Source organism: Sphingopyxis panaciterrulae, from assembly GCF_014199295.1.
Classification (GTDB): domain Bacteria; phylum Pseudomonadota; class Alphaproteobacteria; order Sphingomonadales; family Sphingomonadaceae; genus Sphingopyxis; species Sphingopyxis panaciterrulae.
Genome location: NZ_JACIJH010000003.1, coordinates 31,402 through 57,468 on the forward strand (window position 1 = coordinate 31,402; position 26,067 = coordinate 57,468).

A 26,067-nucleotide genomic window follows, 5' to 3' on the forward strand; every position below is an offset into this window, starting at 1 on the left:
AAAATTCGCGCTGCCTGTCAGAAATTTCCGTCGCCGCCGACTAAAAGGGCATGCGACACGAAATTCCGGAGCGCGATGTGGACGAACGCGAACAGGACCGCGCCTTTGCGGACGCCATCGGACGCTTCGGCCCCGCCCTCGCCCGCATGGCGCGCGGCTATGAAGCCGACCCCGATCTGCGCCGCGACCTCGAACAGGATATCCAGATCGCGCTGTGGCAGAGTTTCGCGCGGTTCGATGGCCGCTGTGCGCTGAGCACCTGGGTCTGGCGCGTCGCGCACAACCGCGCGACCTCGCACATGATTGCCCATCGCCGCCGGAACGCCGCCGGCTGGACCAGCCTCGACGAAATCGACCTCGCCGACGACGCCCCCTCCCCCTTCGATGCCGCCGAAAGCGGCCAGGCGATGGACCTGATCCTGTCGATCGTCGACCGCCTCGACCCGCCCGACCGCCAGATATTGCTCCTCTATCTCGAAGGCGTGGCAGGGGCGGAGATCGGAGCGATCACCGGCGTCTCCGCCGATATCGTCGCAACGAAAATTCACCGTTTCAAGGCGAAATTGGCGCGCCGCTTCGCGCCGGAAGGATCCGCAGCATGACCGACGACAAAGACCTGCATCGCCTGTGGCAGAGCGGCGACGCGGCGCTCGCCCCGCTGCCGCTCGCCGAGGTCAAGCGCCGCGCCGCTATCCTCGACGACAGGATCGCTCGCCGCAACCGCCGCGAATATATCGCGGTCGGCGCCGTGGTCGCCATCTTCGCCCTCTACGCGATCATCCTCCCCGAACCGCTGCTCAAAATCGGCAGCCTGCTCGCCATCGCCGGCGCGCTCGTCGTGGCCTGGCAGCTCGCCTGCCGCACCTCGCGCGCGGACCCGGTCGCCGAGACCGCCGACGTCCGCGCCTTCTATCGCGCCCGGCTCGTGACCGAGGAGCATATGCTGGCGCGGGTCGGCCGCTGGTATCTCGCGCCGCTGGTCCCGGGCCTCGCGACCTTCCTCGCCGGAACGGCCGTCGCCTCGGGCCTCGCCAACCCGATCGGCTTCGCGGCGGTCGTCGCCCTTCCCACCCTGCTTTTCGCCGGCGTCTGGTTGCTCAACTGCCGCGCCGCCGCCATGCTGCGCGACCGGATCGCCCGGCTCGACGCGGCTTCGCCTTCCGAAGGAGAGAATGGATGACCCGCTTCCTGACCGCTTTTGCCCTCGCCGCCGTAACCGCGATGCCAAATCCCGCCGCGTTGGCGCAGCAGCCCCCCGCGACCGTCGCACCCGCCGCGGCGACCCCGTTCGACACGCGCGCCGCGCAGCTCGTCGATCTGATGACCGGAAAGCTCGCCTTTGCCGACTATTTCGCGCCGGCGTTCCAGCAGGCGGTGCCGGAGGCGCAGTTCAAGACGATCACCGCCAATCTGGTCGCGCAATATGGTCAGCCGGTAGCGGTCGAATCGGCCAGCTCGACCGACGGTCGGCAAGGCACGGTGAAGCTGCGCTTCGAAAAGGGAGTCGGCACGATCGCGCTCGCCGTCGGTGCAGGCCCGGATCAGCGCGTCGAGGGACTGCGCATCCAGAATGTCGTCATGGCCGACGACAGCTTCGATCGCGTCGCCGCCGAACTCGCCGCACTTCCCGGCGCGACGGGGTTCCTGGTGGCGGAGGTCGACGGAGACGCGATCAGGCCGATTGCTGCCGCCAACGCCGACCGGCAATTTGCGATCGGATCGACCTTCAAACTCTATATTCTCGACGAGCTGGCGGCCGAAGTCGCCGCCGGCAAGCGCCACTGGTCCGATGTCGTGCCGCTTTCGCATCTCAGCTTTTCCTCTGCGGCCACGGCGAACTGGCCGAAGGACACCCCCGTCACGCTGCAGGCGCTGGCGAACTGGATGATCTCGGTCAGCGACAATGGCGCGACCGACACGCTGATCCACCTGCTCGGCCGCGACGCGATCGAGGCGCGGATGCGCGCCGCGGGCCACAGCGACCCGTCGCGCAACATCCCCTTCCTCACCACCGTCGAGGCCTTCGCGCTCAAGGGCAATAATTTCGCCGACCTGCGCACGAAATTCATCGCAGCCGACGACCGCGCGCAGCGCGGACTGCTCGACGCGAACGCGGACCGACTCGTACTCGCCAATGTCGACGGCGTGAGCTTCGGCGGCAAGCCGCGCTTCATCGACAGCCTCGAATGGTTCGCGACGCCGAGCGACCTCGCGCGCGTGCTGGTCGATTTGAAAGCCCGGAACTCGCCGCAGGCGATGGCGGCGCTCGCGATCAACAACGGCGTCGGCCCCATCGCGGCCGCCGACTGGCGCTACCTCGGCTACAAGGGCGGCTCCGAACTCGGCGTCCTCTCGATGAGCCTGTTCGGACAGCGCAAATCGGACGGCCAATATGTCGTCGTCACTGCAAGCTGGAACAACCCCGATACCGATGTCGCGGCGGAAACGCTGAACGGTATGGTCACCCGTCTGTTGGCGCTCGCGGCGAAATAGCAGCGCCGCTATCAATTCCGTTCGCCCTGAGCTTGTCGAAGGGCCGTTCTTTCTTTTGGGCGCCGCAAGGACAGTGCTTCCCCCGGACTTGATCCGGAGTCAGCACGAACGGAATAAGAGGGAGGGGGTTTCTCAGCCAGCCGCCGTCAGCGCCGCGACCAGCGCCTTGACCTTCGCCTGCCGCCATTGTGGGGTCGGCGCGACCAGCCAATAGCCGCGCTTCGTAGCCAGCAGTTCGCCAAGCTGCCGGACGCGGCCGGCGGCCAGGTCGGCCTCGGCGAGCATTGCCGGAACGCATGCCTGTCCCAATCCGTTCGCCGCCGCGTCGATCGCCAGCCCCGCATCGCCAAGGCGCAGCGCCGGTTCGCCGTCCTCGACCGGGCATCCGGGCCACGCGATGCGCGTGTCGCTCTCGCTCCCCGGTCCCGCGACGGTGACCATCGCCGCCTCGGACAGTTGCACGCCCTCATGCTCGCCGGCGCCGTCGGTCCAGAAGATGGCAAGGTCGAGGTTCGCCTCGGTGAAATCGATACCGCCGTCGGCCGACACCAGTGTGAAGCGCACATCGGGCGCCTGCTGGCTGTAGCGCGCGAGCCGTGGTGCCAGCCATTTGGCGGTCAGGTCGCGCGGCGCGGCGATGGTCAGCGACTGCGAGGACTGCCCCGCCTGCATCGCCCGCACCGATTCCTCGAACTGCAGAAAGCCCTGCCGCAGCGCGTCGAGCCCGGCGGTCGCCTCGCCGGTCAGTTCCAGCCCCTTGGGCGTGCGGCGGAACAGCACGACGCCCAGCATATCCTCGAGCGCGCGGATCTGCTGACCGACCGCGGCGGGGGTCACCGCCAGTTCGTCGGCGGCGCGCGTGAAGCTCAGGTGCCGGGCAGCGGCATCGAGGACGCGCAGCGCGTTCAGGGGCAGATGGGTACGCTTCATGACGCGGTCGCGGGCGCCACGAGCGGGAATTGCGGGATCGCGACCAGCATCTGCGACCCGTCGCCCATCTCCATCATATAGCTGCCGACCATCGCCCCCTCGGGCGTCGCCAGCGGACAGCCGGACACATAGTCGAACGACCCGCCCGGCGCGATCAGCGGCTGTTCGCCGACGACGCCTTCGCCCTCGACCTCGCTGACCTGGCCGTGCCCGTCGCTGATCCGCCAATGACGGCTGATGAGCTGCGCGGCGACGTCGCCCTCATTCTCCACCCGCACATGATAGGCCCAGAACCAGCGCCCGAGCGCCGGGTGCGATTGTTCGGGCAGATAGCTGACCGAGACGCGCACGGTGATCGGCCCGGTCGTCGCCGCGAAGGGGAAGAAGGAGTCGATCATCACACCCATAAGGTCGCCTATAGCCCCACGCTGGTCAATGCCCGGTCGAGGTCGGCGATGACATCGCGCGGGTCCTCCAGGCCGATGTTGATCCGCAGCAGGCCCTCGTCGACCCCCATGTCGCGCCGCACATCGGGGCTGACGCCATAATGGGTCGTGGTCCACGGGTGGCAGCACAGGCTGCGCGCGTCGCCGATATTGTTGCTGATATCGACCAGTTCCAGCGCGTTGAGGAAGGCCATCGCCTGCTCGGAGCCGCCCGGCAGCTCGAAGGCGAAGATCGGCCCGGCGGCCTCCATCTGGCGCATCGCCAGCTCGTGCTGCGGGTGGCTGGCGAGCCCCGGGTGCAGCATCCGCGCGACGCGCCCCTCGATCGCCTTGCCGACCGCCAGCGCATTCTCCGACTGGCGCCGCGCGCGCAGATCGAGCGTTTCGAGGCCCTTGAGCACCACCCACGCGTTGAACGGCGACAGATTCGGCCCGGTGTTGCGCTGAAAGGGCAGCAGCACGTCGTTGATGAACGTCGCGCTGCCGCACACCGCGCCGGCGAGCACCCGGCCCTGCCCGTCCATCAGCTTGGTCGCCGAATAGGCAACGACGTCGGCGCCGAAATCGAGCGGGCGCTGAAGCACCGCGGTCGCAAAGGCATTGTCGACGACGCTGGTGATCCCATGCGCGCGCGCGAGGCCGCAAACATGCTGCAAATCGACGATATCCAGCGTCGGATTGGCCGGCGTCTCGAAGAAGAAGACCTTGGTATTGGGCCGGATCGCCTTTTCCCAGGCGTCATTATCGCGGCCGTCGACCACGGTCGATTCGATCCCGAAGCGCGGGCACAGCGTATCGACCAGCCAGCGGCACGACCCGAACGCCGCCTTCGCCGCGACGACATGGTCGCCGACGGAAAGCTGACACAGCAGCGCCGCGGTCATCGCCGCCATGCCGCTCGCCTGTACCCGGCACGCCTCGGCGCCCTCGATCAGCGCGATCCGTTCCTCGAGCATCTGGACGGTCGGGTTCTGGAGCCGCGAATAGGTCATGCCGACCTCGTCGCCGCTGAAGCGCGCCGCGACGCTCTCGGCGCTGTCATAGCTGTAGCCGGAGGTCAGGAACAGCGCCTCCGACGTCTCGCCATGCTCGCTGCGCCATGTCCCGCCGCGCACCGCCCGCGTCGCGGGGTGCCAGTTACGCGTCGTGTCGCGATCGAAACCCGTCTTTTTCTTCATGATCCTGTCCGTGTCCTGCAAATCACCATCGGAAACCTACCGTAGCCTGCGAGCCTGTCGAAGGGCTGACGGTAGTCAGGGATCATTCTGGCCCAGCGCCTCCACCACCGCATCGCCCAGCGCCGCGGTGCCCATGGTGCCGCCCAGGTCGGCGCCGCGGCACCCGTCGGCCAGCACCTTGGCCACCGCCGCCTCGATCCGCGCCGCGCTCGCCTCGTCGCCGCCCGAATGGCGCAGCAGCATGGCGAGCGACAGGATCATGGCGAGCGGATTGGCGATGCCCTTGCCCGCGATATCGGGCGCGCTGCCGTGGATCGGCTCGTATAGCCCCAGCCGCCCCTCGCCCAGCGAGGCCGACGCGAGCAGCCCGATCGACCCGACGCACATCGATGCCTGATCCGACAGGATGTCGCCGAACAGATTGCCGGTGACGACGACGTCGAACTGGCCGGGGTTGCGGACAAGCTGCATCGCGGCATTGTCGACATACATATGGGTCAGCGCGACGTCGGGATAATCCTTCGCCACCTCGATCACCACGTCACGCCAGAGCTGCGACGTCTCCAGCACATTCGCCTTGTCGACCGAGCACAGCCGCTTCGCCCGTCCCTGCGCCGCCTGGAAAGCGACATGGGCGATCCGCCGCACCTCGCTTTCGCTGTAGGACATGACGTCAAAGCCCTCACGCTCGCCGCCCGGCGTCGTGCGGGTGCCCTTCTCGCCGAAATAGACGTCGCCGTTCAGCTCGCGGACGATCAGCAGGTCGATCGCCGACGCGACCTCGGGGCGCAGCGCCGAGCTGTCCTCCAGCCCCGCGAACAGCTTGGCGGGCCGTAGATTGGCGAACAGGCCAAGTTCGGCGCGTAGCCCCAGGATCGCCTGCTCGGGCCGCAGATGCCGCTCGACATTGTCGAAGCGCGGATCTCCGACCGCCCCGAACAGCAGCGCATCGGTCGCCTTCGCCTTGGCAAGCGTCTCGGGGGGAAGCGGGTGCCCGGTCGCTTCATAGGCTGCCCCGCCGACCAGCGCGCGGTCGAGCGTCACCGGCAGCGCGAGCGCGCCCAGCACCTTCTCCGCCTCCGCCATGATTTCGGGACCGATGCCGTCGCCGGCCAGCAGCAGGATATTCAACGCTTCGCCCTTTTCACCTTCAAGCGCCACGGGACTAAATGCCCGTTCGCCCTGAGCTTGTCGAAGGGCCGCTCTTGTCTCCAACGCCGCCAGGGTAGGACGGTGCTTCGACAAGCTCAGCACAAACGGAAAGGACGGATGGCCTTGGTTTGACGCTGCCCCTCTAGGCAGCCCGACCGAGTCACGCAACCGCCCTGTTGAGCCGATCGACCAATCTTTCCCTCGCGGCGAACAAGTCCCGGTTGCGCCCGTCGAGCAGGTCGCGGCCCAGGAAATGCCCGGTGACGACCAGCCCGTCGAGCACGTCGCCCAGCGTCGGATCGGCGTCTGCCCCGCGCAGAAAGGGCGGCAGGTGGAACAGGCGCGGCTCGTAACCCGCAGCCGCCGCGCGGCTCACCGCACCCCCCGAACGCGGGCTGACAAAGGCGAGATCGTCGGTCCCGCCCGTCGCTACGCAGGCGTCGAGCGCCAGCCCGAAGCCCAGATCGGCGAGCAGCAGCAGCTCGTAACGCGCCAGTGCGGCCGCCCACAACCGCGCCGCGGGCGCCACCGCAATCGCATCGAGCAGCGCCGACAGCGCGGTGTAAAGCGCCGGATAGGGCTGCCCCTCGGGCAGCGTCGCGGCTGTCAGGCTTGCCGCCCAGTCGATCGCCGCCGCGGGCAGCGGCTCCGCAAGCAACGGCGCGCGGCTCGCCAGCAGTTCGGCCGTCGCTCCGCCGAGTTGCTCCTCGGTCCGCACCCGCAGTTCCAGCGCGACCAGATTACCCGGCATCAGGATCGGCCGCAGCCGCCGCGATCGCCCGCCGCGCACATAGCCCGCGACCAGCCCCGCCTCGCGGGTCAGCGCGCGCAGGATCGCGCCATGCTCGCCATGCGGGCGCACCGCGCAGACGATCGCCTCGGCATTCAGGACGGCCAAAGCACCATCTGCGTTTGGGTGACCAGCGCGACCTCGGCTCCTTCTTCGGTGCGGATGCGCGTCTGCCAGACCGACAGCCTTTTGCCGACCTTCACCGGCGTGGCTTCGCCGACCAGCACCGATCCCACCGGCCCGGCGCCCAGGAAATTGGTCTTGCTCTCGACCGTCGTCGTACCGCTGGCTCCCTCTGGCAGCGTCAGGAAGGCCCCGACCGCGCCCAGGCAGTCGGCAAAGGCCATGATCGCGCCGCCGTGGACGATGTTTCCCGCGGTGCAGATGTCGACCCGCACGGGAAGCTTGCCGGCGACACATTCCTTGCTGCCCTCGTGGATGGTCACGCCCAGCGTCCCGGCCAGCGGCATCATGGCGGCGAAGTCCATAAGCTATCCTTCCCTTTTTGCCCCCTCCTCTGAAGAGGAGGGGCTTAACCGTTCTCATCCCCCCGCATGATAATAATCATACACCGCCTGCGCGACGCCCGCGCTCACCCCCGGCGCACGCTTCAGATCCTCCAGGCTTGCCCCGCGCACCGCGCGCGCGGTGCCGAAATGCATCAGCAGCGCCTTCTTGCGCGCCGGGCCGATCCCCGGCACCTCGTCGAGCGGTGAGGATCCCATCGCCTTCGCGCGCTTCTGCCGGTGCGCGCCGATCGCGAAGCGGTGCGCCTCGTCGCGCAGCCGCTGGATATAGAAGAGCACCGCATTGTTCGGCGGCAGCGTGAACTCGCGCCCGTCGGGCAGATAGAAAGTCTCGCGCCCGGCGTTGCGGTCGGGGCCCTTGGCGACCCCGACATAAGGAAGATCGTCGATCCCCAGCTCGGCGAACACCGCCGACACCGCCGACACCTGCCCCTTGCCGCCGTCAATCAGCACCAGATCGGGCCATTCGCCCTTCGTCCGTTCGGGATCTTCCTCCAGCGCGCGTGCGAAGCGGCGCTGGAACACCTCGCGCATCATCGCGAAATCGTCGCCGGGCTGCGTCTCGGCGCGCTTGATGTTGAACTTGCGATAGGCGCCCTTGATCCAGCCCTCCGGCCCCGCGACGACCATCGCGCCCAACGCATTGGTGCCCTGGATATGGCTGTTGTCATATATCTCGATGCGCTGCGGCGCCTCGTCGAGATCGAACAGCTCGGCCAGCTCGCGCCCCAGCTTCGCCTGACTGCTGCTCTCCGCGAGCCGCCGGTCGAGCTCCTCGCCCGCGTTGCGCACCGCCTGTTCGAGCAGGCGGCGCCGGTTGCCGCGCTGCGGCACGCTGATCTCGACCCGGCGCCCCGCCGTCTCGCCCAGCGCCTCGGCGAGCAGCGCGCATTCGGCGGGCTCGCGGTCGACGAGGATCAGCTTCGGCGGCGGCACGCCTTCATAGAATTGCATCAGGAAGCTCGCCATCACCTCGTCCTCGGGCACCCCGGCGATATGCGCGGGGAAAAAGCTGCGATGCCCCCAATTCTGTCCCCCGCGGATGAAGAAGCCCGCGACGCAAAGCTGCCCGCCCTTCGCCGCCAGCGCGAAAACATCGGCGTCGCCCAGCCCGTCCGCGTGGACCGACTGGCTGCCCTGGATGAAGGTCAGCGCCTTCAACCGGTCGCGCAGCACCGCCGCCAGCTCATAATCCATCGCCTCGGCCGCGCGGGTCATCGCATCGCCGAGCCGCTTCTGCACCGCGGTCGAGCGCCCTTCGAGGAAATCCTGCGCGTCGCTCACCAGTTCGGCATACTCATCCTTGCCGATCCGCCCGACGCACGGCGCCGAGCAGCGACGAATCTGGTAGAGCAGGCACGGCCGCGAGCGGTTGGCGAAGAAACTGTCGGTGCAGCTTCGCAGCAGAAAGGTCTTCTGCAGCGCGTTGAGCGTCCGGTTCACCGACCCTGCGCTCGCAAACGGTCCATAATAGTGCCCCTTGGCGCGCCGCGCACCGCGATGCTTCTGGACGCGCGGAAAGTCATGGTCGGCGCGCAGCAGAATGAAGGGAAAGCTCTTGTCGTCGCGCAGCAGCACATTGTATGGCGGGCGATAGCGCTTGATGAGCTGCGCCTCGAGCAGCAGCGCCTCCGCCTCGCTGTTCGTCGTGACGATCTCCATCGCCCGCGTCTGCGCGACCATGCGCTGGAGCCGCTGCGGCAGCCGCGCGACCTGCGTATAATTGGTCACGCGATTCTTCAGCGCCCGCGCCTTGCCGACATAGAGCACATCGCCGCGCGCATCGAGCATGCGATAGACGCCGGGCCGCACCGGCAGCTTCCGCACCACCCCGCGAATGACCCCCGCACCGCGCTCGAGGTCGGGCTTGTCCCCCTCCTCGCCGCTGCCGCGGATCACGTAGGTGGCCTTCTCTTCGTTGAACCGGTCGGGAGCATTGGGGCGAACCATGATGTCGCATGTAGGCGAAGCCGATGCGGGTCGCCATAGGGTCGAGGGATTTGAAACCAGTTAGCCCTCTCCCCTTCAGGGGAGAGGGTTGGGAGAGGGGGCCATGATGGCACCGCCTCCCCTCTCAACTGCGGCTAAAGTCTGTCCCGTTCAGGTTGAATCGGTCCTCACCGAAGCCCTGAGCCTGTCGAAGGGCGCTTCTCGTCGATAGGCGCCCTTCGACAAGCTCAGGGCTTCGGTTCAAGCCCATCAGGGGGGCCGCTCGGACAAGCCGACAAGCCTCCGTATCTCTCCCCTTCAAGGGAGAGAGGGTGAGCCCGGACTCCCAAAAACAAAACGCCCGCGGAAATCCGCGGGCGCCTGTGTCAGCAATATTTTCAGGCCGCGCCTGACGAGACGATCAGCCCTTGGCAACCGCCGCGATCGCCTGATCGACCAGTGCCTTGTCGGCCTTGGCGTCATGCTTGTCGGCGATCAGCTTCGCCGCCGCGTCGGTCGCGGCTTTCGCAGCCGCGGTGCGGACTTCGCTCAGCGCCTGGGCTTCGGCCGCGGCGATGCGGTCCTCGGCCATCTGCTTGCGGCGCGCGATCAATGCGGTTGCGTCGTCCTTCGCCTTGGCGACGAGCGCCTCGGCCTCGGCTTCGGCACGGGCGCGCAGTTCGCCCGCTTCCTTCGCGGCGTCGGCCAGCTTCGCCTCATACTCGGCCTTCAGCGATTCGGCGTCGAGCCGAAGCTGCTCAGCCTCGCTGAGCTGCTGCTTGATCTCCGCGATGCGCTTGTCGAGCATCGCGCCCAGCGCGGCCGGCGCCTTCTTCCAGATCAGCACCGCAAGGAAGATGGTCATCGCCAACGCGACCCACCAGCTTGGCGACGACCACAGGGCGCCGCCGCCGTGCGCCGCGCCTGCGGCCTCGGACAGGATCAGTTCAACCATGAAGCACCGCCTTCACCGCCGCCTTGGCGTCCGTGGCTGCGACCGTCACGCCCGACAGCTTGGCGACGAGGTCGCCCGCTGCTTCGGCCGCGACCGATTCGATCTCGGCCATCGCCGACTTGCGCGCCGCCGCGACGTCGGCCTCGGCCGCCGCCATCTTGCCGCCAAGCTCGGCATCGATCTTCGCGAGGCGCTTTTCGGCGTCGCGCGCCGCCTTGTCCTTCGCGTCCTGCACTGCCTTCTGCGCCGCGGCTCGCGCGGCGTCGTTCTGCTGGCGATACTGGTCTTCCAGATGGTCCGCCGCCGCATGCGCCGCCTTGGCGGCAGCCAGATCGTCGGCGACCTTGCGATCGCGTGCGTCGACCGTCGCCTCGATCTTCGGATACATGCCGAGACCGATCACCACGAAGACCGCGCCGAAAATCAGCGCGAGCCAGAAGAGCTGCGAGGCGAAATACCAGTTTTCCGCGAGCTGGTTGATCTGTGGCATTTGACTTCTTCCGATTGACGACGAACCGATGCGCGCAAGCGCGCATCGAACGGGCGGCGGCGCGCTTCCGGCGGAACCGGACGCGCGCGGCGCCAGCGTCAGGCCGCCTTCAGATAGAGAAGGATGGCGATCAGGAACGACAGCAGGCCCAGAAGCTCCGCCGCGGCGAAGCCGATGAACAGGCGGCCCTGCTGGCCGTCGGCCGCCGCCGGATTGCGCAGCGCGCTTTCCAGGAAGCTGCCGAAAACATTGCCCACGCCGATCGCGGCCATGCCGGCGCCGATCGCGGCGAGACCGGCACCGATGAGCGTCGCTGCTTGTGCGTCCATGAACTTAACTCCTTGCGATAAAGATTGGATTTTAAACGATTAGTGAAGGTTGACCGCGTCGTTGATATAGAGCGAGGTCAACAGGGCGAAAACATAGGCCTGGATGCCGGCGACCAGCAGCTCCAGCGCGCTGATGCCGATCATCAGCGCCATGCTGGCAAGGCCGACGGGCAGGCCGATCGCGACGCCGGCGGCCGAGCTCTGGACGATGAAGTTCGCGAACACCTCCATCAGCACATGCCCGGCGGTCATCGCGACGAACAGCCGCAGGCCAAGGCTGAACGGGCGCACCATGAAGGACACGAACTCGATCGGCGCGATGAAGGGGATCATCGGCCAGGGGGTGCCGTGCGGCACGAACAGCGAGAAGAAGTGCAGCCCGTGGCGCCAGAAGCCGACGACCAGCACGATCGAGAAGGACAGCACCGCGAGCACGCCGGTGATGGTGAAGTGGCTGGTGACGGTCAGCGGATGCACGCCGCCCAGCGCAAAAGGCACCATTCCCAGGATGTTGCAGAACAATATGAACATGAAGAGCGAAAAGACGTAGGGCGTGTACTTGCGTCCTTCCGGCCCGATGTTCGTCGCCATCATCGACGACACGAAGCCGGTGAAGCCTTCGACCGCCATCTGCCAGCGGCCGGGGACGAGCTGGCGCTTCATGCCGCCGAGCATGAACAGCCACAGGATGATCGCCGCCGCGCCCATCCACACCGCGCTGGTGGTCAGCCACACCTCGTTCCCGCCCGCCGCGAACAGCTTCGCGATCGGTTCGACGGTGAACTGGTGCATCGGGTCGAATTTACCGGCCTCAGCAGACACGCGCGTCACTCCAAACTATCCCTGGGGCCATCGCGCCGCCGGGCTGAACCTGACCTATTCCGAACCGTTCTTGCCGCGCGAGGCCGCATTGGCGATCCGGAAGATATTCCTGAAGGCGACGACGACCCCGAGGGCCAGCATCACCAACAAACCCCAGGGGGCGGTCCCTGCGAAGCGGTCGATCAGCCAGCCGATCAACGCCCCGCCGAGCATTCCGCCCAGCAATTCGGCCAGCACCCGGTTTCCGAGCCGGTAATTGGCATCGGATTCGGGCGCCTTGACCCCGCTCCGTTTCGCTTCTGCGGCTTCGGCCCGGTCCAATCGCTCTTCGAGCGAGACCAGGCGCGAATCCTCCGAAGCTGGTTCCGGATCGCTGCCATTCCCCGTCATCTTCCCGCCATCCTCCTGAAACGAAATCGGAATTACCCGATTCCGCCTGCGAAAAAAGGCCCGAAAAATCGGGGGACCCCTAAGGCGCGGCCCGTTTAGGAATGCCGCCCCATGAAGTCAATGCTCTGCTGCGCTGCGGCAAGCCGTCGGCCGGAAGGCGCCGAATTGCGTGCAAAGACGCGAAGACGCAAAGAAAGGAACCCATCGTCACCCCGGACTTGATCCGGGGTCCCGCTCAGCAACGGTAGAAAGCGGGACCCCGGATCAAGTCCGGGGTGACGTAGATTTGCAGCCGGCTCTCCCCTTCGCACTCCACACGCCCAACAAAAAATGCCGCCGCGTTTAGGGGCGCGGCGGCATTGACGCCCGCGGGCGTCCTTGAAAAACGATAAAGCTTAGGGACAGCGCGTGTCGCGGACCGGCGGAGCGCTGTCGCGGGTCAGCCAGCGTCCGTCGGGCGCCTTGTATTTCTCGCCCGGCCTGGTCTTGGCGATCAGGTTGCAGCCGGTGGCGAACGCGAACTGCTCGACCGTGCTGCCTTGCGGCGCGCCCTTGGTATAGGCGGCCTTGCGCTTGATGTTGATGTCGGTGACGAGGGCGCGGACCTGCGCGTTCGGCGTCGTCACGAATCCCAGATAGCCGTCGGGCTGCTCCCCGACCTCGCCGCTCGCGCGCGCCTGCTCATAGGCGGGATCGCGCTGCGCCATTGCCGAGGGGACGGCCACCGCGGCGGTCGCTGCGACCGCGGCCATCGCCAGCCCGATATTTCCCTTGTTCCAACGCATCGTCATTCTACCCCATGGTCGCGATCGGTCAGAAAATGTCGCCATTCTGCTCGATCAGTTTCTTCGCATCGCCATCAAGCTTGTATACGATTTCCTGCTTGATGTTGATGTTGAGGTTGATCTCGATCGGCTTGTCGGGCGTATCGACCTGCACACAGGCGGACAGGCCCGCCGCGGCGCAGAGGATCGCCAGAGTTCGGCCACCGATGGTCAGCCTCCTTTCGTCCTTGTTCGATAAGATCATGGCACTGGCTCGCTTTCTGAAGGCTGAACGGGCGTTTCCGCGCCCGCCTTGGCGGCGTCGACCTGCTCCTGCACGCGCAGCAGGGTCGGCAAATTCTGTTCGATCACCACCGTCGGGTCGTAAAACCCCTTGGCCGAGGTGATGAGCTGACGGAAGGGGGCGTGGATCTTCACGTTGAAGACGAAGGGCAGTTTCGCGACCTGGTCGATCAGGAAATTGCGCGTCGCGCCTTCGCCCTGCCCCACGCCGCCAAAGCGGATATCGGTCACCATCTCGCCGTCGAGGTCCCCGTTCAGGAGGATCGACAGATCGTCATATTTCAGCGAGCGCAGCGCGCCGAATGCGAAATTGGCCATCGTCCCCAGGTCGTGATTCGACAATTCGCCAACATAGGCCAGCGTGCCGCCGCCGCGCGAATCGATGCGCCCGCCGACGATCCGTCCGCCCAGCCCGCCGAACTCGACCGGCAGCGTGCCGTCGAACTTGCCCGTCGCGTTGATATTCTCGAACCCGAATTGCTGCAGGAACACCGCGGCATCGACCCCGACCAGATCGAACGACAGGCGGCGCGGCTCGTCGGCGTTGAAGTCGAGCGTCGCCGGATGCAGGACCAGCTCGCCGCCCGCGAACGGCCAGCGCCCGCCCTCGATGCGGATGCGATTGTCGCCGAGCAGCCGATATTCGATCGTGCCGCCGGTCACCGGAACGCCGGGGTTGATCTCCGCCACCGTCGCGACCTGCGACGGGGCGCTGCGCAGATCGATCAGATCCTCGAAGGTCAGCGTCGTCGTCAGCCCCGTCACCGGGCCGAAGGCGGCAGCGAGATTGGCATCGGCGGTGGCAAAGGTGCCGCGGCTGGTCACGCCCTCGGGGGTCCAGTCGATCCGCCCGCTGCCGACGACTGCGCCCTGAACGTCGGCGACGACGCCGAGCGCGAGGCGGGTGAGCTGGTCGGGCTGAAACCCGTCGTCGAAGCGCAGCCCATCGACCTTCAGGTCGGCGAAGCCGGTCCCGGCGCCCAGTTCGTGGCGGATCACCGTGTCGAGCACCTTGCGGCCCGTCTTCTCTTCGCCGAAGCCTGCGATCGCGTCGATCGCGCCGTCCGCGAAGCGCAGATGCGCATCCTGGCCGACGAGCGGAAAGAAGCGCGGGTCGGCGGCGGTGTCGGTCAGCCGCAGTCCGCCGTCGAGCGTCAGCGCGCCGCCCGCCCAGCGCCAGTCGCCCGCGATTCGCGACAGATTCAGCGGCACCGCGCCGATCTTTCCTTCGGCCTCGCTCAGCGTACCCGCCATGCCGCCCGCCGCCGCGCGCCCGTCGATCCGCCCGGCGGCGAAACGGGTGACGCTGTCGCCCTCGCCCAGCCGCACCTCGGCCTCCGCGAGCGCCCAGCGCATCGCGGCAAGGTCGATTTCGCCGCGTCCCGCGTCGAAGGCGAAGGGCGTCGTGCCGCTCGTTCCGCGCAGCGCGACACCCGGCACCCGGATCACGCCTTTCAGCCCCCCCGCACCGGCGCTGAGCAGCGGCGTGCCGGGCCGGCTGCACAGGTCGATGCGGCTTGGCGCGAGGCGAAAGCCGGCGACCGTGACCCGCGCCGCCGTCACCCGCGTGCAGCCGCTGGCGAGCGCGATATCGCCGGTCGGCGCAATCACGCCCGCCAGCGGCAAAGCCAGCCCCTCGACGCGGCCGTCCGCGAGCGGCCCTGACAGTTCGGCGCGCGTCGCGAAGCGCATCGCGCCGCCCTTGCCGCCCGAAAAGCGCACCGGATCGAGCGCCAGCCGCGCCCCGTCGGCGGTATAGGGGATAAAGCGTGCCTCGCCGCTCACACTTCCGTCGGCGCGCGCGGCGAGCGTCAGCGATCCGGTCGGCAGATCGCCGCCGCCGAAGCGCCAGCCGCCTGCGGCGACCATCGCGGGCCGGGATGCCGCGAACAGCCAGCCGATACGGCTGTCGTCATCGCCGGTCACATAGGCGCCGCTCGCGCTCGTCAGCGCCGGCGCGATCAGGTCGAGCCGCGCCGCCTCGCCCGCCCCCGTCAGCGCGAATTTCGCCTCGCCGCCGGCGTCCGCGAACAGCCGCGCCGCCGCCTTCGCCGCCTTGTCCGCGAGCGGGCCGACCGGACTGCCCGCCAGCCCTTTCGCGCCGACCGCCAGCGAGCGCCGCCACGCTTCGCTCGCCCGCGCCCCTGCAAAGCGAACCTCGCCCGCGACGCTGGGCGCCGCGCGGCCGACAGTCGCCTTGGCGGTCAGGTCGACGCTGTCCGCCGCGAACGCGCCGGCGCCGAGCCGCGCCATGTGCGCCTCGACGTCGAGCGCGGTACGCTCGGCATCGCCCTCGAAGCGCGCCAGCACCCCCAGCCGCTCGGCCCCGGCGCTGCCCGCCGCCAGGCGCGCGATCGCGGCGTCGGCGCTACCGCGCCAGTTCGTCAGATCCTCGGACAGCGACAGGTCGAGCGCGATCTGCGGCAATGCCGCGGTCACGCCGCCATCGCCGCACGACAGGCTCGCCCCGCGCAGCGGGCCAGCGAGTTGCGGCCGCACATCGCGTATCCGTACGTCGCCATAGAAGCTCACGCCTTCGGCGCTGCACCCCGCCGCACGCACCCGCGGCGCAACGAGCGCGAGCTTGCCGGCAAAGGCCTTGCGCAGATTACCGCGTCCGGTCAGCGCCGCGCCGACATCGCCCCACGGCGTCTCGACCCGCGCCCGCGCGTCGGTCAGCACCGCCGACAGGTCGGGCAAGGCGAAGGGCGTCGTGTCGGTGGGATCGCGGAATTTGTCGAGCGTGCCCAGCGAAAGCTGTCCATCGACGAAGCGCCCGTAAAGCCGCACCCCGTCGGCACGAATCTCCGACACATAGGGGCCGGTGAAGCCATAGCCGATCGACACCTCGACGATCCGCGCGGTCAGGTCGGGCCGCTTCGGATCGCCGATCACGACATCGACCAGCCGTTCGGTGCGAAAGCCGATCGCGTCGATCGTATAGCGCGCCGGAATGTCGCGGCTGTCGAGTTGGTCCCGGATGAAGCGGTCGGCGAGCGGCACGCGCCCCATCCACAGCCCGAGCGCGAGCACGCCGACCGCGCCGGCGGTCAGCCAGCGCTTCCTGAACAGCCGCTTCGGTCGCGGCCGGTCGGCGGCCTCGCTCACCACCGCGCCACCCTGCGATCGATCGGGCGAAAAATCGGGAAAAGGAAACGAAAAGCTGCCGATGACGTCATGAGGTGCAATCTGTCCGCCTTCGAAGCCCCGTTCGGGACGGCAACGCCGGGCGCCGGATTTCGCTGCACGAAATGGGTCCGCATTGCCGTCTTTCCTGTCTATGACCGTTGAGCGTCACCGACAAGCTGGTTATGCCCCGGACCATGGCCGACGCGCCCGACGCCCCTGCACCCGACCACGCCGGCCACCGCGCCCGGCTGCGCGCGCGGCTGCTCGGCGGCGACGCCGACGGCATGGCCGATTACGAACTCGTCGAATATCTGCTCGCCCTCGCCATCCCGCGCCGCGACACCAAGCCGCTGGCGAAAGCGCTGCTGCGCGAATTCGGCTCGCTCGCGCAGCTCGTCGCCGCCGACCCCGAATCGCTCCGCCGCGTCCCCGGCATGGGCGACACCGCGGTCGCGGCGCTCAAGATCGTCCAGGCCACCAGCCTGCGGATGCTGAAGGGCGAGTTCCGCGACAAGCCGCTGCTCTCAAGTTGGGATGCGCTGCTCGACTGGCTGCGCGCCGATATGGCGCCGATCGAGGTCGAGCGGGTACGCGTCCTCTATCTGAACTCGCGCAACATGCTGATCCGCGACGAGCTGGTGAGCGAAGGTTCGATCGACCAGTCGGCCATCTATGTCCGCGAGGTGGTGAAGCGCGCGCTCGAACTCGGCGCCGCCGCACTCATCCTCGTCCACAATCACCCCAGCGGCAATCCCGAACCGAGCCGCCAGGACATCGCGATCACCCGCGACATCGCCGAGGCCGCGGCCAGGCTAGGCATCGCCGTCCACGACCATATCATCATCGGCGGCACCGGCTACCGCAGCCTCCGCGCCCTCGGCCTGCTCTGACGCCTGTGGCGGCGGCAACGCCACGTGTTTGACCGGCATCGTCACCCCGGACTTGATCCGGGATTCCGCTCAGCGACGCCCGAAAAGCGGGACCCCGGATCAAGTTCGAGGTGACGAAGAAGTGAACGAGCCTTCGCGCGATCCGTTTGACTTGCCCTGCAAAGGCGCACATCATGCCGCGATGCAGAGTCGCACTTCCTCCTCCCGCCTCCACTCGCATGCGGGTCAAATGCTCGCGGGCCTTTAGCCCCGGGTCCGGAGCGTTGCGCCCCGAACCCGGGGTCCGACTGCCACAGTATCTTCAGACATGTTCTTGATGCGGCAGCGCGTGCTGCCCTCGTTCGAAAGCCTTTTGCGATGACCAAGCGTGCCCCGGCCAAGCGGCCGCCCATCCACATGATCGACAGCGAAGCCGACACGCTGACCGACCTCGCGCTCGCTCGGCAGGACCAGTCGCCGGCGCTGGCCGAATTGCTGCTGCAGGAAATCGACCGGGCCAAAATCTATACGGCGGCCAAGATTCCAGCCGATATCGTGACCATGCACAGCCGCGTCGAGTTCGTCGACGAAGGCAATGGCCAGTCGCGCACGGTCGAACTCGTCTACCCTGTCGATGCCGATATCGCGGCCGGCCGTATCTCGATCATGACCCCGATCGGCGCCGGCCTGATCGGCATGCGCGAAGGTCAGTCGATCCTCTGGCCCGACCGCGACGGACAACAGCGCCGCCTGTCGATCGTCAAGGTAACCCGCTCCGCCATCGCGGGGTGAGGTCCGGTCTGACACACGGAAACGTCATTGCGAGCGAAGCGAAGCAATCCAGGGTGGCGTAAACCGTGCCGGATTGCTTCGCTTCGCTCGCAATGACACAGGACTGAGGGCGAAACGCGGATGCAGCCGCCGGACCATGCCCGACGGCTGCACCACCCCGTCCAAGGCGCTTAAGCGCCCCGCGACAGGAAGCCGGTCAGCTCTTCCTTGCTCACCGCGCCCGACTTGTCGGCATCGGCGGCGGCAAAAGCCTGACCGATCCAGGTCTTGACCTGCTCCGACTGCGGATCGACCGTCGGGTCGGTGGCGGTGCGCAGCTTGGTCATCCAGGTCGCGAATTCGGTTTCGCTCAAATCGCCCGACGTATCGGCGTCATAGGTCGGGAATTCCTGGTTCACGATCTGCGCGACCTGTTCGGGCGTCGCGGCACCGCTCGACGAAGCACTGTCATCGGCCGGCGGCGTGGCCGTGTCGCCCGGGGGCGGCGCGGTCGGGTCGCTGGGCGGCGTGCTCGGATCGCTCGGCGGAGCCGTGGGATCGCTCGGCGGCATCGTCGGATCGGTGGGCGGCGTCGTCGGGTCCGTCGGCGGAGTCGTCGTCGGATCGCTCGGCGGCATGGTCGGGTCGGTCGGCACCGGCTGGCCCGGCGTCGTCATGTCGTCGCCGGCGGGCGGCGTTTCCTGCGCCAGTGCCGGAAAGCTCATCGCGGCCGCACCGATCAAAAGCATCTGTTTCAACATGGATAATCTCCTGATATCCGGCAGACGATCAATGCTGCGATCCGCCGCCGGCTCTGTTTATCGAAGGGGCATGGGATCAACCGGACGGGCGCGGCAAAAGTTGCCTGCCACGCCCGATTGGAAAAACGCCTCGCCCCTGCTAGGGCGCGCCCTGCCGTGATCTGGTGCGATTTTCCGGTAAAGCGCCACAGAAGGAAGGAAATTCAATGGTTCCGCGTTACGCCCGACCGGACATGACCGCGATCTGGTCGGCCGAGAATCGCTATCGTATCTGGTTCGAGATCGAGGCGCACGCGACCGACGCGCTCGCCGAACTGGGCACGGTGCCCCGATCCGCCGCCAGGGTGCTGTGGGACTGGTGGGCGACGAATCCCGCGATCGACGTCGCCGCGATCGATGCGATCGAGGCGGTGACCAAGCACGACGTCATCGCCTTTCTGACCTGGGTGGCCGAAAATGTCGGCGAGGAAGCGCGCTTCATGCACCAGGGCATGACGTCGAGCGACGTGCTCGATACCTGCCTCGCGGTGCAATTGACGCAGGCGGCCGATATATTGCTTGCCGACCTCGATGCGCTGCTCGCCGCGATCCGGCGCCGCGCTTACGAGCACAAGCTGACCCCGACGATCGGCCGCAGCCACGGCATCCACGCCGAACCCGTCACCTTCGGTCTCAAGCTCGCCGAGGCCTATGCCGAATTTTCGCGCTGCAAGACGCGCCTGATCGCCGCGCGCGCCGAGATCGCGACCTGCGCCATCTCGGGTGCGGTCGGCACCTTCGCCAACATCGACCCGCGCGTCGAGGCGCATGTCGCCGCAAAGCTGGGTCTCGCGATCGAACCCGTCTCGACCCAGGTCATCCCGCGCGATCGCCACGCGATGTTTTTCGCGACGCTGGGCGTCATCGCCTCGTCGATCGAGCGGCTCGCGGTCGAAATTCGCCACCTCCAGCGCACCGAGGTGCTCGAGGCGGAGGAATATTTCTCGCCCGGGCAGAAAGGCTCGTCGGCGATGCCGCACAAGCGCAACCCGGTGCTGACCGAGAATCTGACCGGCCTCGCGCGCATGGTCCGCAGCGCGGCCATCCCCGCGATGGAGAGTGTCGCGCTGTGGCACGAGCGCGACATCAGCCATTCGTCGGTCGAGCGCTTCATCGGCCCTGACGCGACGATCACCCTCGACTTCGCGCTCGCGCGGCTCACCGGGGTCGTCGACAAGCTGCTCGTCTACCCCGCGCGGATGCAGAAGAATCTCGACCGTATGGGCGGCCTCGTCCACTCGCAGCGCGTCCTCCTCGCGCTGACGCAGGCGGGCGCGAGCCGCGAGGACAGCTATGCGCTGGTTCAGCGCAACGCGATGAAGGTGTGGGAATCGGACGGCGAGCTGTCGCTGCTCGACCTGCTCAAGGCCGACCCCGACGTCACCGCCCGCCTGTCGGCCGACCAGCTCACCGATCTGTTCGACCTCGGCTATCACATGAAACAGGTCGACACGATCTTCGCCCGCGTGTTCGGCGAAGAATAGCAGGCGTTTGAATTTTTCCATTCGTCATTCCCGCGAAAGCGGGAGTCCCCCTGATTCTTCCGGTTCCTCTCGCGTATTCGTGCGTTTGTGCAGGATTCTCCGGTTCACACAAAAGCCCGAAGGCCCGAGAAGAGCGAGATTCCCGCTTTCGCGGGAACGACGAGAGCTTGCTTGGCTCCGCCCGCCAGCGAAGCACCATTCACTCCGACTGGAAACGCACGAAAAACTCGCCTACTGACTAAAGCCGGGGCGACCGAGGAGCAACGAAGTGGGATATCTTCGCACGATCATCTGGGTCCTGGTGACCATCATCATCGTCATCTTCGCGATGGCGAACTGGAATCCGGTGACGGTCACCATCTGGCCCGGCCAGGTGCTCGACACCAAATTGCCGGTGCTGATCGTCGTCGCCTTCCTGCTCGGCAGCCTGCCGATGTGGATCGCGCTGCGCACGACGCGCTGGTCGCTCAAGCGGCGGCTCGACACCAGCGAGCGCCAGCTCGCCGACATGCGCGCCCTCGCCAACCGCCCCGCCGACCCGGTTCCCGCCCCGCCGCCGCCCGCACCGACGCAGGCCACGCCGGTCAACGATATTCCGCCTTCGCCCTTCGACACCCAATGACGGACGCGCCATGACATCGCCGCTCTATCTCGCCATCGACACCCCGCACCTCGACGCCGCGCAGACGCTGGCGCAAAAGGTGCGCCATCACGTCGGCGGGCTCAAACTCGGGCTCGAATTCTTCTGCGCCAACGGCCATCACGGCGTCCATGAGATGGCGAAGCTCGGCCTGCCGATCTTCCTCGACCTCAAGCTCCACGACATTCCGAACACCGTCGCCAAGGCGATTCAGGCGTTGCGCCCCCTCGAACCCGCAGTCCTCACCGTCCACGCCGCGGGCGGCCGTGCGATGCTCGAACAGGCGAAGGCGGCCGCGGGCCTCAATACAAAGGTCGTCGCGGTCACGGTTCTAACCAGCCTCGACACACCCGACCTTCTGGACATCGGCGTCGGCGGCACCCCGCACGATCAGGTCGTCCGCCTCGCCGCCCTCGCCAATGACGCGGGGCTCGACGGCATCGTCTGTTCGGGGCAGGAGGTGAAGGCGGCGCGCGCGGCGTGGCCGGGCGGCTTCTTCGTCGTCCCCGGCGTCCGCCCGGCGAACGGCAAGGCCGGCGACCAGAAGCGCGTCGTCACTCCCGCGCAGGCGCTGTCCGACGGCGCCTCGATCCTCGTCGTCGGCCGCCCGATCAGCCAGTCCCAGGACCCCGACCTCGCCGCGCGCGAAATCGAAGCGACGCTTTAGGACCGGAAAGCCGCCTCAAAACCCGTTCGCGTCGAGCGAAGTCGACACACCCGTCGGCCTTGCGCACCATCGATGGGCATCTCGACTTCGCCCGATGCGAACGGCAAAAGCAACCGTTGGAAACCTATGCCTCCATTCGTGAAAATCTGCGGCCTCACCACCCCCGACGCGGTCGATGCCGCCATCCGCCTCGGCGCCACCCATATCGGCCTCGTTCACTATGAGCCGAGCCAGCGCCACGTCGACCTCGCCACCGCCGCGGCGCTGCGCCAGCGCGCGGGTTCGGCGGTCAAGGTCGCGCTGCTGCTCGTCAACGCTCAGCCCGAACTGACCGGCAATGCGATCACGACCGTGCGGCCCGACATCATCCAGTTCCACGGCAGCGAAACCCCCGAATGGATCGCCGCGGTCAAGCAGCGCCTGCCGATCGAGGCGTGGAAGGCGATTGGCCTCAAGGACGCGGGCACGCTCGACCGGATGCAGAAATATCGCGGCATCGCAGACCGCATCCTGTTCGACGCGCCCGCCCAGGCGCTTCCGGGCGGCACCGGCACCCGCTTCGACTGGTCGCTGCTGAAAAACCATCGCCACACGATGGATTGGGGCATCGCCGGCGGGCTCGATCCGTCCAATGTCGCCGCGGCGATCGCCGCCACCGGCGCGCCGCTGGTCGATGTCTCGACCGGCGTCGAAAGCGCGCCCGGCGTCAAGGATGTGGACAAGATGGCGGCTTTCCTTAAAGCGGCGGGGCGATGACCGACCTTCCCAACAGCTTCCGCACCGGCCCCGACGAGCGCGGCCATTTCGGCGCCTTCGGCGGCCGCTATGTCGCCGAAACGCTGATGCCGCTGATCCTCGACCTCGAACGCGAATATCGCGCAGCGCAGGCCGACCCCGCCTTCAAGGCCGAATTCGACCATCTGCTCGAACATTATGTCGGCCGCCCCAGCCCGCTGTGGCTCGCCGAGCGGCTGACCGCCGATCTGTGCGCGAGCGCCAACGAAGGCTTCGGCGCGAAAATCTATCTGAAGCGCGAGGATCTCAACCACACCGGCGCGCACAAGATCAACAATTGCATCGGCCAGATCCTGCTCGCCCGGCGGATGGGCAAGACCCGCATCATCGCCGAGACCGGCGCCGGCCAGCACGGCGTCGCGACCGCCACCGTCGCGGCGCTGTTCGGCCTGCCCTGCACCATCTTCATGGGCGCGGTCGACGTCGCGCGGCAACAGCCGAACGTATTCCGCATGAAATTGCTCGGCGCCGAAGTCATCGCGGTCGAGAGCGGCGCGAAGACGCTCAAGGACGCGATGAACGAGGCGCTGCGCCACTGGGTCGCCAACGTCCACGACACCTTCTACATCATCGGCACCGTCGCCGGTCCGCACCCCTATCCCGAACTCGTCCGCGGCTTCCAGTCGGTAATCGGCAACGAAGCGCGCGAACAGATTCTCCGGGCCGAGGGCCGCCTGCCCGACATGCTGATCGCCCCCGTCGGCGGCGGCTCGAACGCCATCGGTCTGTTCCATCCCTTCCTCGACGATGCGGGGGTCGAAATCGTCGGCGTCGAGGCCGCGGGCGAGGGCCTCGACCGCAGGCACGCCGCCAGCCTCGCCGGCGGCCGCCCCGGCATCCTCCACGGCAACAAGACCTATCTGCTACAGGATGAGGACGGCCAGATCACCGAGGCGCACAGCATCTCGGCGGGCCTCGATTATCCCGGCATCGGGCCGGAACATAGCTGGCTCCACGACATCGGCCGCGTCCGCTACGAACCCGTCACCGACGCGGAAGCGCTCGCCAGCTTCCAGAAGTTGACCAGGCTCGAAGGCATCATCCCCGCGCTGGAGTCCGCCCACGCCATCGCCGCCGCCGAACGCATCGCGCCGACGCTGGGCAAGGACAAGGTCATCATCGTCAATTGCTCGGGCCGGGGGGACAAGGATATCTTCACGGTCGCCGATGCGCTGGGGGTGGAACTGTGAGCCGCAATATCCTTCGGTTCATTTTCAAAGTCGGCGTCGGGTTAGGGTTGGCTGTGCTCGTCTTCCTTCTTGCGAGCTTTGTAATACCGCATCTCTGGAGCAAATATCTCGGCATGATCGTGGGCATTGCTTTTGCTGTCATAAAGGCTGGCGCGATATTCGATCGCCAATGGCCGAAACCCAACAAGGGATGGGCCGAATGACCCGCTTCGCCGCCACCTTCGCCAAGCCGCGCCCGGCGCTCGTCGCCTTCATCACCGCGGGCGACGGCGACACCGCCGCGAACCTCGACGCGCTGGTCGCGGGGGGCGCCGATGTGATCGAGCTTGGCATGCCCTTCACCGATCCAATGGCCGACGGCCCGGCGATCCAGGCCGCCAACCTGCGCGCGCTCGGCAAGGGCACGACGACCGCCGACATCTTCGCCCATGCCGCCGCCTTCCGCACCCGGCACCCCGATACCCCGCTCGTCCTGATGGGCTATGCCAACCCGATGACGATCCGCGGCGCCGACTGGTTCGCCGCCGAATGCGCGAAGGCTGGCGTCGACGGCGTCATCTGCGTCGACATCCCGTCGGAGGAGGACGCCGAACTTGGGCCGAGCCTGCGCGCCGCGGGCGTCGCCCCGATCCGCCTCGCCACCCCGACCACCGACGCCGCGCGCCTGCCCGACGTGCTGAACGGCGCGGGCGGTTTCCTCTATTATGTCTCGGTCGCCGGCATCACCGGCCTCCAGCAGGCCGCGCAGGCGAGCATCGAGGAAGCCGTGACGCGCCTGAAAGCCGCGACCGACCTGCCCGTCGCGGTCGGCTTCGGCGTTCGCACCCCCGAACAGGCCGCCGCGATCGCAAAGGTCGCCGACGGCGTGGTCGTCGGCTCGGCGCTGGTCGAGATCATCGCCGGGCATGGCGAGGCGGCGGCCGCCCCGCTCGAAGCCTTCACCCGCACCCTCGCCGATGCTATCCACGGCGCAAAGGAGAACGCCGCATGAGCTGGCTCGACCGCGTCCGCAACGCCCTGCCCTTCGCCGCCAAGCGCGACACCGCGGACAACCTCTGGCACAAGTGCCGTCAGTGCCAGCAGATGGTCTTCGTCAAGGAGTGGGAAGAGAATCTGAACGTCTGCCCGCGCTGCGACCATCATGACCGTATCGGCGCGAAACAGCGGTTCGCGCAGCTCTTCGACGGCGGCCTGCACGAAATCCTCCCCGCCCCGGCGGCGCCCGAGGACCCGCTGAAGTTCCGCGACACCAAGAAATATGTCGACCGCATCAAGGCGGCGCGCGCCTCGACCGGCGACCGCGACGCCTGGCAGAACGGTTTCGGCCGCATCGACGGCCGCCCGGTCGTCATCGGCGTGCAGGATTTCGCCTTCATGGGCGGATCGATGGGCGTCGCGGTCGGCGAGGCGTTCGTCGCCGGGGTCGAGCAGGCGATCAAGCGCGGTTGCCCCTATGTCGCGATCACCGCCGCCGGCGGCGCGCGGATGCAGGAGGGCACGCTGTCGCTGATGCAGATGCCGCGCGCGACCGTCGCGCTCGCCCGCCTGCGCCGCGCCGGCCTGCCCTATATCGTTCTCCTGACCGATCCGACCACGGGCGGCGTCACCGCCAGCTATGCCATGCTCGGCGACGTGCAGATCAGCGAACCCAAGGCGCTGATCGGCTTTGCGGGCCAGCGCGTGATCGAGAACACGATCCGCGAAAAGCTCCCCGAAGGATTCCAGCGCGCCGAATATCTGCTCGAACACGGCATGATCGACATGGTCGTCCATCGCAAGGACCTGCCCGCGACGCTCGGCCGCCTGATCGCCTATCTGGCGCCTGAAAAGGCGGCCTGACCCCGGACGTTCTCCTCACCTTGTCATTCCCGCGAACGCGGGAATCCATGACCCGAGGTGCCGTGATTGTATTACGTCTATATCATGGCCAGCCAAAAGAACGGCACGATCTATATTGGCGTAACCAACGACCTCATCCGGCGAACCTGCGAACATCGCGAGGGGCAATTTGCCGGCTTTTCCCAAAAATACCGGGTGAAGCATCTCGTCCATTACGAACAATTTCAGGATATCCGCGATGCGATACAACGCGAAAAGCGGCTCAAGAAATGGAATCGCGCGTGGAAAATCGAACTGATCGAGACGCAGAATCCCGATTGGCGCGATCTGTGGTTCGATCTCAACCGATGACATCGACCATGGATTCCCGCGTTCGCGGGAATGA

General features: G+C 67.4%; 30 protein-coding genes. 14 read left to right on the forward strand and 16 right to left on the reverse strand.

All coding sequences use genetic code 11. The annotated features are described in order from the left end of the window. Nucleotides 1-50: 50 nt before the first annotated feature. Genes FHR21_RS06740 through FHR21_RS06750 form a run of 3 tightly spaced genes read left to right on the forward strand, consistent with a single transcriptional unit; the run spans nt 51 to nt 2,493 of the window. Nucleotides 51-602: an RNA polymerase sigma factor gene (locus tag FHR21_RS06740; protein ID WP_184096595.1), complete on the forward strand. Its 552-nt coding sequence runs from the start codon at nt 51-53 to the stop codon at nt 600-602. Beyond that, entirely contained in the window at nt 599-1,180 is a 582-nt protein-coding gene (locus FHR21_RS06745) for a hypothetical protein (RefSeq protein WP_184096597.1), read from the forward strand. The genes FHR21_RS06740 and FHR21_RS06745 overlap by 4 nt, the downstream gene beginning before the upstream one ends. Then, entirely contained in the window at nt 1,177-2,493 is a 1,317-nt protein-coding gene (locus FHR21_RS06750) for a serine hydrolase (RefSeq protein WP_184096599.1), read from the forward strand. Before FHR21_RS06745 ends, FHR21_RS06750 begins: the two co-directional genes overlap by 4 nt. Nucleotides 2,494-2,625: 132 nt before the next feature. Here FHR21_RS06750 and FHR21_RS06755 read toward each other — a convergent pair whose 3' ends face one another. From FHR21_RS06755 to FHR21_RS06825, 15 genes are all read right to left on the reverse strand, one after another. Further along, the gene (locus FHR21_RS06755) at nt 2,626-3,423 is read right to left on the reverse strand and encodes a LysR substrate-binding domain-containing protein (RefSeq protein WP_184096601.1); all 798 of its coding nucleotides are present in this window, start codon (nt 3,421-3,423) and stop codon (nt 2,626-2,628) included. Further along, nucleotides 3,420-3,821, reverse strand: a complete 402-nt coding sequence (gene apaG, locus FHR21_RS06760; protein WP_184096603.1) for a Co2+/Mg2+ efflux protein ApaG — start codon at nt 3,819-3,821, stop codon at nt 3,420-3,422. The genes FHR21_RS06755 and apaG overlap by 4 nt, the downstream gene beginning before the upstream one ends. Before the next feature lie 17 nt (nt 3,822-3,838). Beyond that, on the reverse strand, nt 3,839-5,047 hold the full coding sequence (locus FHR21_RS06765; RefSeq protein ID WP_184096605.1) for a trans-sulfuration enzyme family protein: 1,209 nt from the start codon (nt 5,045-5,047) through the stop codon (nt 3,839-3,841). Nucleotides 5,048-5,122: 75 nt separating this feature from the next. Continuing rightward, nucleotides 5,123-6,178, reverse strand: a complete 1,056-nt coding sequence (gene leuB, locus FHR21_RS06770; RefSeq protein WP_184097148.1) for a 3-isopropylmalate dehydrogenase — start codon at nt 6,176-6,178, stop codon at nt 5,123-5,125. 181 nt (nt 6,179-6,359) lie between these two features. Next, nucleotides 6,360-7,097 carry a DNA repair protein RecO gene (gene recO / locus FHR21_RS06775; protein ID WP_184096607.1) on the reverse strand — a complete coding sequence of 246 codons (738 nt, stop codon included), beginning with the start codon at nt 7,095-7,097 and terminating at the stop codon, nt 6,360-6,362. Beyond that, nucleotides 7,085-7,477: a PaaI family thioesterase gene (locus tag FHR21_RS06780; RefSeq protein ID WP_184096609.1), complete on the reverse strand. Its 393-nt coding sequence runs from the start codon at nt 7,475-7,477 to the stop codon at nt 7,085-7,087. The genes recO and FHR21_RS06780 overlap by 13 nt, the downstream gene beginning before the upstream one ends. A 54-nt stretch (nt 7,478-7,531) precedes the next feature. After that, nucleotides 7,532-9,466, reverse strand: a complete 1,935-nt coding sequence (uvrC, locus tag FHR21_RS06785; RefSeq protein WP_184096611.1) for an excinuclease ABC subunit UvrC — start codon at nt 9,464-9,466, stop codon at nt 7,532-7,534. A 400-nt stretch (nt 9,467-9,866) separates the two neighbouring features. After that, entirely contained in the window at nt 9,867-10,400 is a 534-nt protein-coding gene (locus tag FHR21_RS06790; RefSeq protein WP_184096612.1) for a F0F1 ATP synthase subunit B family protein, read from the reverse strand. Further along, complete coding sequence (locus tag FHR21_RS06795) at nt 10,393-10,890, reverse strand: F0F1 ATP synthase subunit B family protein (protein ID WP_184096614.1); 498 nt, start codon at nt 10,888-10,890, stop codon at nt 10,393-10,395. The genes FHR21_RS06790 and FHR21_RS06795 overlap by 8 nt, the downstream gene beginning before the upstream one ends. 98 nt (nt 10,891-10,988) lie before the next feature. Further along, a complete protein-coding gene (locus tag FHR21_RS06800) occupies nt 10,989-11,219 on the reverse strand; it encodes a F0F1 ATP synthase subunit C (RefSeq protein ID WP_067108963.1) in 231 nt (76 codons plus the stop codon). A gap of 39 nt (nt 11,220-11,258) precedes the next feature. Continuing rightward, on the reverse strand, nt 11,259-12,041 hold the full coding sequence (locus tag FHR21_RS06805) for a F0F1 ATP synthase subunit A (RefSeq protein WP_184096616.1): 783 nt from the start codon (nt 12,039-12,041) through the stop codon (nt 11,259-11,261). 54 nt (nt 12,042-12,095) lie between these two features. Beyond that, nucleotides 12,096-12,431, reverse strand: a complete 336-nt coding sequence (locus tag FHR21_RS06810; protein WP_184096618.1) for an AtpZ/AtpI family protein — start codon at nt 12,429-12,431, stop codon at nt 12,096-12,098. 395 nt (nt 12,432-12,826) lie between these two features. Further along, nucleotides 12,827-13,222, reverse strand: coding sequence for a YdbL family probable chaperone protein (locus FHR21_RS06815; protein ID WP_420825272.1), 396 nt, complete (start codon nt 13,220-13,222; stop codon nt 12,827-12,829). Nucleotides 13,223-13,244: 22 nt separating this feature from the next. Next, complete coding sequence (locus FHR21_RS06820; protein WP_184096621.1) at nt 13,245-13,460, reverse strand: YnbE family lipoprotein; 216 nt, start codon at nt 13,458-13,460, stop codon at nt 13,245-13,247. Then, nucleotides 13,457-16,606, reverse strand: a complete 3,150-nt coding sequence (locus FHR21_RS06825) for an intermembrane phospholipid transport protein YdbH family protein (protein ID WP_338113088.1) — start codon at nt 16,604-16,606, stop codon at nt 13,457-13,459. The genes FHR21_RS06820 and FHR21_RS06825 overlap by 4 nt, the downstream gene beginning before the upstream one ends. A gap of 215 nt (nt 16,607-16,821) precedes the next feature. Here FHR21_RS06825 and radC point away from each other — a divergent pair, with 215 nt between their 5' ends. Beyond that, nucleotides 16,822-17,517 carry a RadC family protein gene (radC, locus tag FHR21_RS06830; protein WP_184096622.1) on the forward strand — a complete coding sequence of 232 codons (696 nt, stop codon included), beginning with the start codon at nt 16,822-16,824 and terminating at the stop codon, nt 17,515-17,517. 357 nt (nt 17,518-17,874) lie between these two features. Next, a complete protein-coding gene (rnk, locus tag FHR21_RS06835) occupies nt 17,875-18,288 on the forward strand; it encodes a nucleoside diphosphate kinase regulator (protein WP_184096623.1) in 414 nt (137 codons plus the stop codon). A gap of 170 nt (nt 18,289-18,458) precedes the next feature. On the opposite strand, the gene FHR21_RS06840 is transcribed toward rnk, so the two are convergent. Further along, nucleotides 18,459-19,028, reverse strand: a complete 570-nt coding sequence (locus FHR21_RS06840; RefSeq protein WP_184096624.1) for an EF-hand domain-containing protein — start codon at nt 19,026-19,028, stop codon at nt 18,459-18,461. Nucleotides 19,029-19,234: 206 nt separating this feature from the next. Between FHR21_RS06840 and purB the strand changes: the two genes are divergently transcribed. From purB to FHR21_RS06885, 9 genes are all read left to right on the forward strand, one after another. Further along, nucleotides 19,235-20,551, forward strand: coding sequence for an adenylosuccinate lyase (gene purB, locus FHR21_RS06845; protein WP_184096625.1), 1,317 nt, complete (start codon nt 19,235-19,237; stop codon nt 20,549-20,551). 268 nt (nt 20,552-20,819) lie between these two features. After that, the gene (locus FHR21_RS06850; protein WP_184096626.1) at nt 20,820-21,173 is read left to right on the forward strand and encodes a lipopolysaccharide assembly protein LapA domain-containing protein; all 354 of its coding nucleotides are present in this window, start codon (nt 20,820-20,822) and stop codon (nt 21,171-21,173) included. Nucleotides 21,174-21,183: 10 nt separating this feature from the next. Then, nucleotides 21,184-21,858 carry an orotidine-5'-phosphate decarboxylase gene (gene pyrF, locus FHR21_RS06855; RefSeq protein WP_184096628.1) on the forward strand — a complete coding sequence of 225 codons (675 nt, stop codon included), beginning with the start codon at nt 21,184-21,186 and terminating at the stop codon, nt 21,856-21,858. A 126-nt stretch (nt 21,859-21,984) separates the two neighbouring features. Continuing rightward, nucleotides 21,985-22,614 (forward strand): phosphoribosylanthranilate isomerase, encoded by a 630-nt coding sequence (locus tag FHR21_RS06860; protein ID WP_184096630.1) that lies wholly within the window; start codon nt 21,985-21,987, stop codon nt 22,612-22,614. Next, nucleotides 22,611-23,843, forward strand: a complete 1,233-nt coding sequence (trpB, locus tag FHR21_RS06865) for a tryptophan synthase subunit beta (protein WP_184096632.1) — start codon at nt 22,611-22,613, stop codon at nt 23,841-23,843. Before FHR21_RS06860 ends, trpB begins: the two co-directional genes overlap by 4 nt. Further along, nucleotides 23,840-24,046: a hypothetical protein gene (locus tag FHR21_RS06870; protein WP_184096634.1), complete on the forward strand. Its 207-nt coding sequence runs from the start codon at nt 23,840-23,842 to the stop codon at nt 24,044-24,046. Before trpB ends, FHR21_RS06870 begins: the two co-directional genes overlap by 4 nt. Beyond that, nucleotides 24,043-24,834, forward strand: a complete 792-nt coding sequence (gene trpA, locus FHR21_RS06875) for a tryptophan synthase subunit alpha (protein WP_184096636.1) — start codon at nt 24,043-24,045, stop codon at nt 24,832-24,834. The genes FHR21_RS06870 and trpA overlap by 4 nt, the downstream gene beginning before the upstream one ends. Continuing rightward, entirely contained in the window at nt 24,831-25,682 is an 852-nt protein-coding gene (accD, locus tag FHR21_RS06880; RefSeq protein WP_184096638.1) for an acetyl-CoA carboxylase, carboxyltransferase subunit beta, read from the forward strand. The genes trpA and accD overlap by 4 nt, the downstream gene beginning before the upstream one ends. Before the next feature lie 66 nt (nt 25,683-25,748). Beyond that, nucleotides 25,749-26,033 (forward strand): GIY-YIG nuclease family protein, encoded by a 285-nt coding sequence (locus tag FHR21_RS06885; protein ID WP_276569250.1) that lies wholly within the window; start codon nt 25,749-25,751, stop codon nt 26,031-26,033. The last annotated feature ends 34 nt before the right edge of the window (nt 26,034-26,067 follow it).

Excerpts from the sequence above, each read along its gene's own strand:
- FHR21_RS06740 (WP_184096595.1), top strand. The coding sequence starts at position 51 with ATGCGACACGAAATTCCGGAGCGCGATGTGGACGAACGCGAACAGGAC.
- FHR21_RS06745 (WP_184096597.1), top strand. The coding sequence starts at position 599 with ATGACCGACGACAAAGACCTGCATCGCCTGTGGCAGAGCGGCGACGCG.
- FHR21_RS06750 (WP_184096599.1), top strand. The coding sequence starts at position 1,177 with ATGACCCGCTTCCTGACCGCTTTTGCCCTCGCCGCCGTAACCGCGATG.
- FHR21_RS06755 (WP_184096601.1), bottom strand. The coding sequence starts at position 3,423 with ATGAAGCGTACCCATCTGCCCCTGAACGCGCTGCGCGTCCTCGATGCC.
- apaG (WP_184096603.1), bottom strand. The coding sequence starts at position 3,821 with ATGATCGACTCCTTCTTCCCCTTCGCGGCGACGACCGGGCCGATCACC.
- FHR21_RS06765 (WP_184096605.1), bottom strand. The coding sequence starts at position 5,047 with ATGAAGAAAAAGACGGGTTTCGATCGCGACACGACGCGTAACTGGCAC.
- FHR21_RS06780 (WP_184096609.1), bottom strand. The coding sequence starts at position 7,477 with ATGGACTTCGCCGCCATGATGCCGCTGGCCGGGACGCTGGGCGTGACC.
- uvrC (WP_184096611.1), bottom strand. The coding sequence starts at position 9,466 with ATGGTTCGCCCCAATGCTCCCGACCGGTTCAACGAAGAGAAGGCCACC.
- FHR21_RS06790 (WP_184096612.1), bottom strand. The coding sequence starts at position 10,400 with ATGGTTGAACTGATCCTGTCCGAGGCCGCAGGCGCGGCGCACGGCGGC.
- FHR21_RS06795 (WP_184096614.1), bottom strand. The coding sequence starts at position 10,890 with ATGCCACAGATCAACCAGCTCGCGGAAAACTGGTATTTCGCCTCGCAG.
- FHR21_RS06800 (WP_067108963.1), bottom strand. The coding sequence starts at position 11,219 with ATGGACGCACAAGCAGCGACGCTCATCGGTGCCGGTCTCGCCGCGATC.
- FHR21_RS06810 (WP_184096618.1), bottom strand. The coding sequence starts at position 12,431 with ATGACGGGGAATGGCAGCGATCCGGAACCAGCTTCGGAGGATTCGCGC.
- FHR21_RS06815 (WP_420825272.1), bottom strand. The coding sequence starts at position 13,222 with ATGACGATGCGTTGGAACAAGGGAAATATCGGGCTGGCGATGGCCGCG.
- FHR21_RS06820 (WP_184096621.1), bottom strand. The coding sequence starts at position 13,460 with ATGATCTTATCGAACAAGGACGAAAGGAGGCTGACCATCGGTGGCCGA.
- radC (WP_184096622.1), top strand. The coding sequence starts at position 16,822 with ATGGCCGACGCGCCCGACGCCCCTGCACCCGACCACGCCGGCCACCGC.
- rnk (WP_184096623.1), top strand. The coding sequence starts at position 17,875 with ATGACCAAGCGTGCCCCGGCCAAGCGGCCGCCCATCCACATGATCGAC.
- FHR21_RS06840 (WP_184096624.1), bottom strand. The coding sequence starts at position 19,028 with ATGTTGAAACAGATGCTTTTGATCGGTGCGGCCGCGATGAGCTTTCCG.
- purB (WP_184096625.1), top strand. The coding sequence starts at position 19,235 with ATGGTTCCGCGTTACGCCCGACCGGACATGACCGCGATCTGGTCGGCC.
- pyrF (WP_184096628.1), top strand. The coding sequence starts at position 21,184 with ATGACATCGCCGCTCTATCTCGCCATCGACACCCCGCACCTCGACGCC.
- FHR21_RS06860 (WP_184096630.1), top strand. The coding sequence starts at position 21,985 with ATGCCTCCATTCGTGAAAATCTGCGGCCTCACCACCCCCGACGCGGTC.
- trpB (WP_184096632.1), top strand. The coding sequence starts at position 22,611 with ATGACCGACCTTCCCAACAGCTTCCGCACCGGCCCCGACGAGCGCGGC.
- trpA (WP_184096636.1), top strand. The coding sequence starts at position 24,043 with ATGACCCGCTTCGCCGCCACCTTCGCCAAGCCGCGCCCGGCGCTCGTC.
- accD (WP_184096638.1), top strand. The coding sequence starts at position 24,831 with ATGAGCTGGCTCGACCGCGTCCGCAACGCCCTGCCCTTCGCCGCCAAG.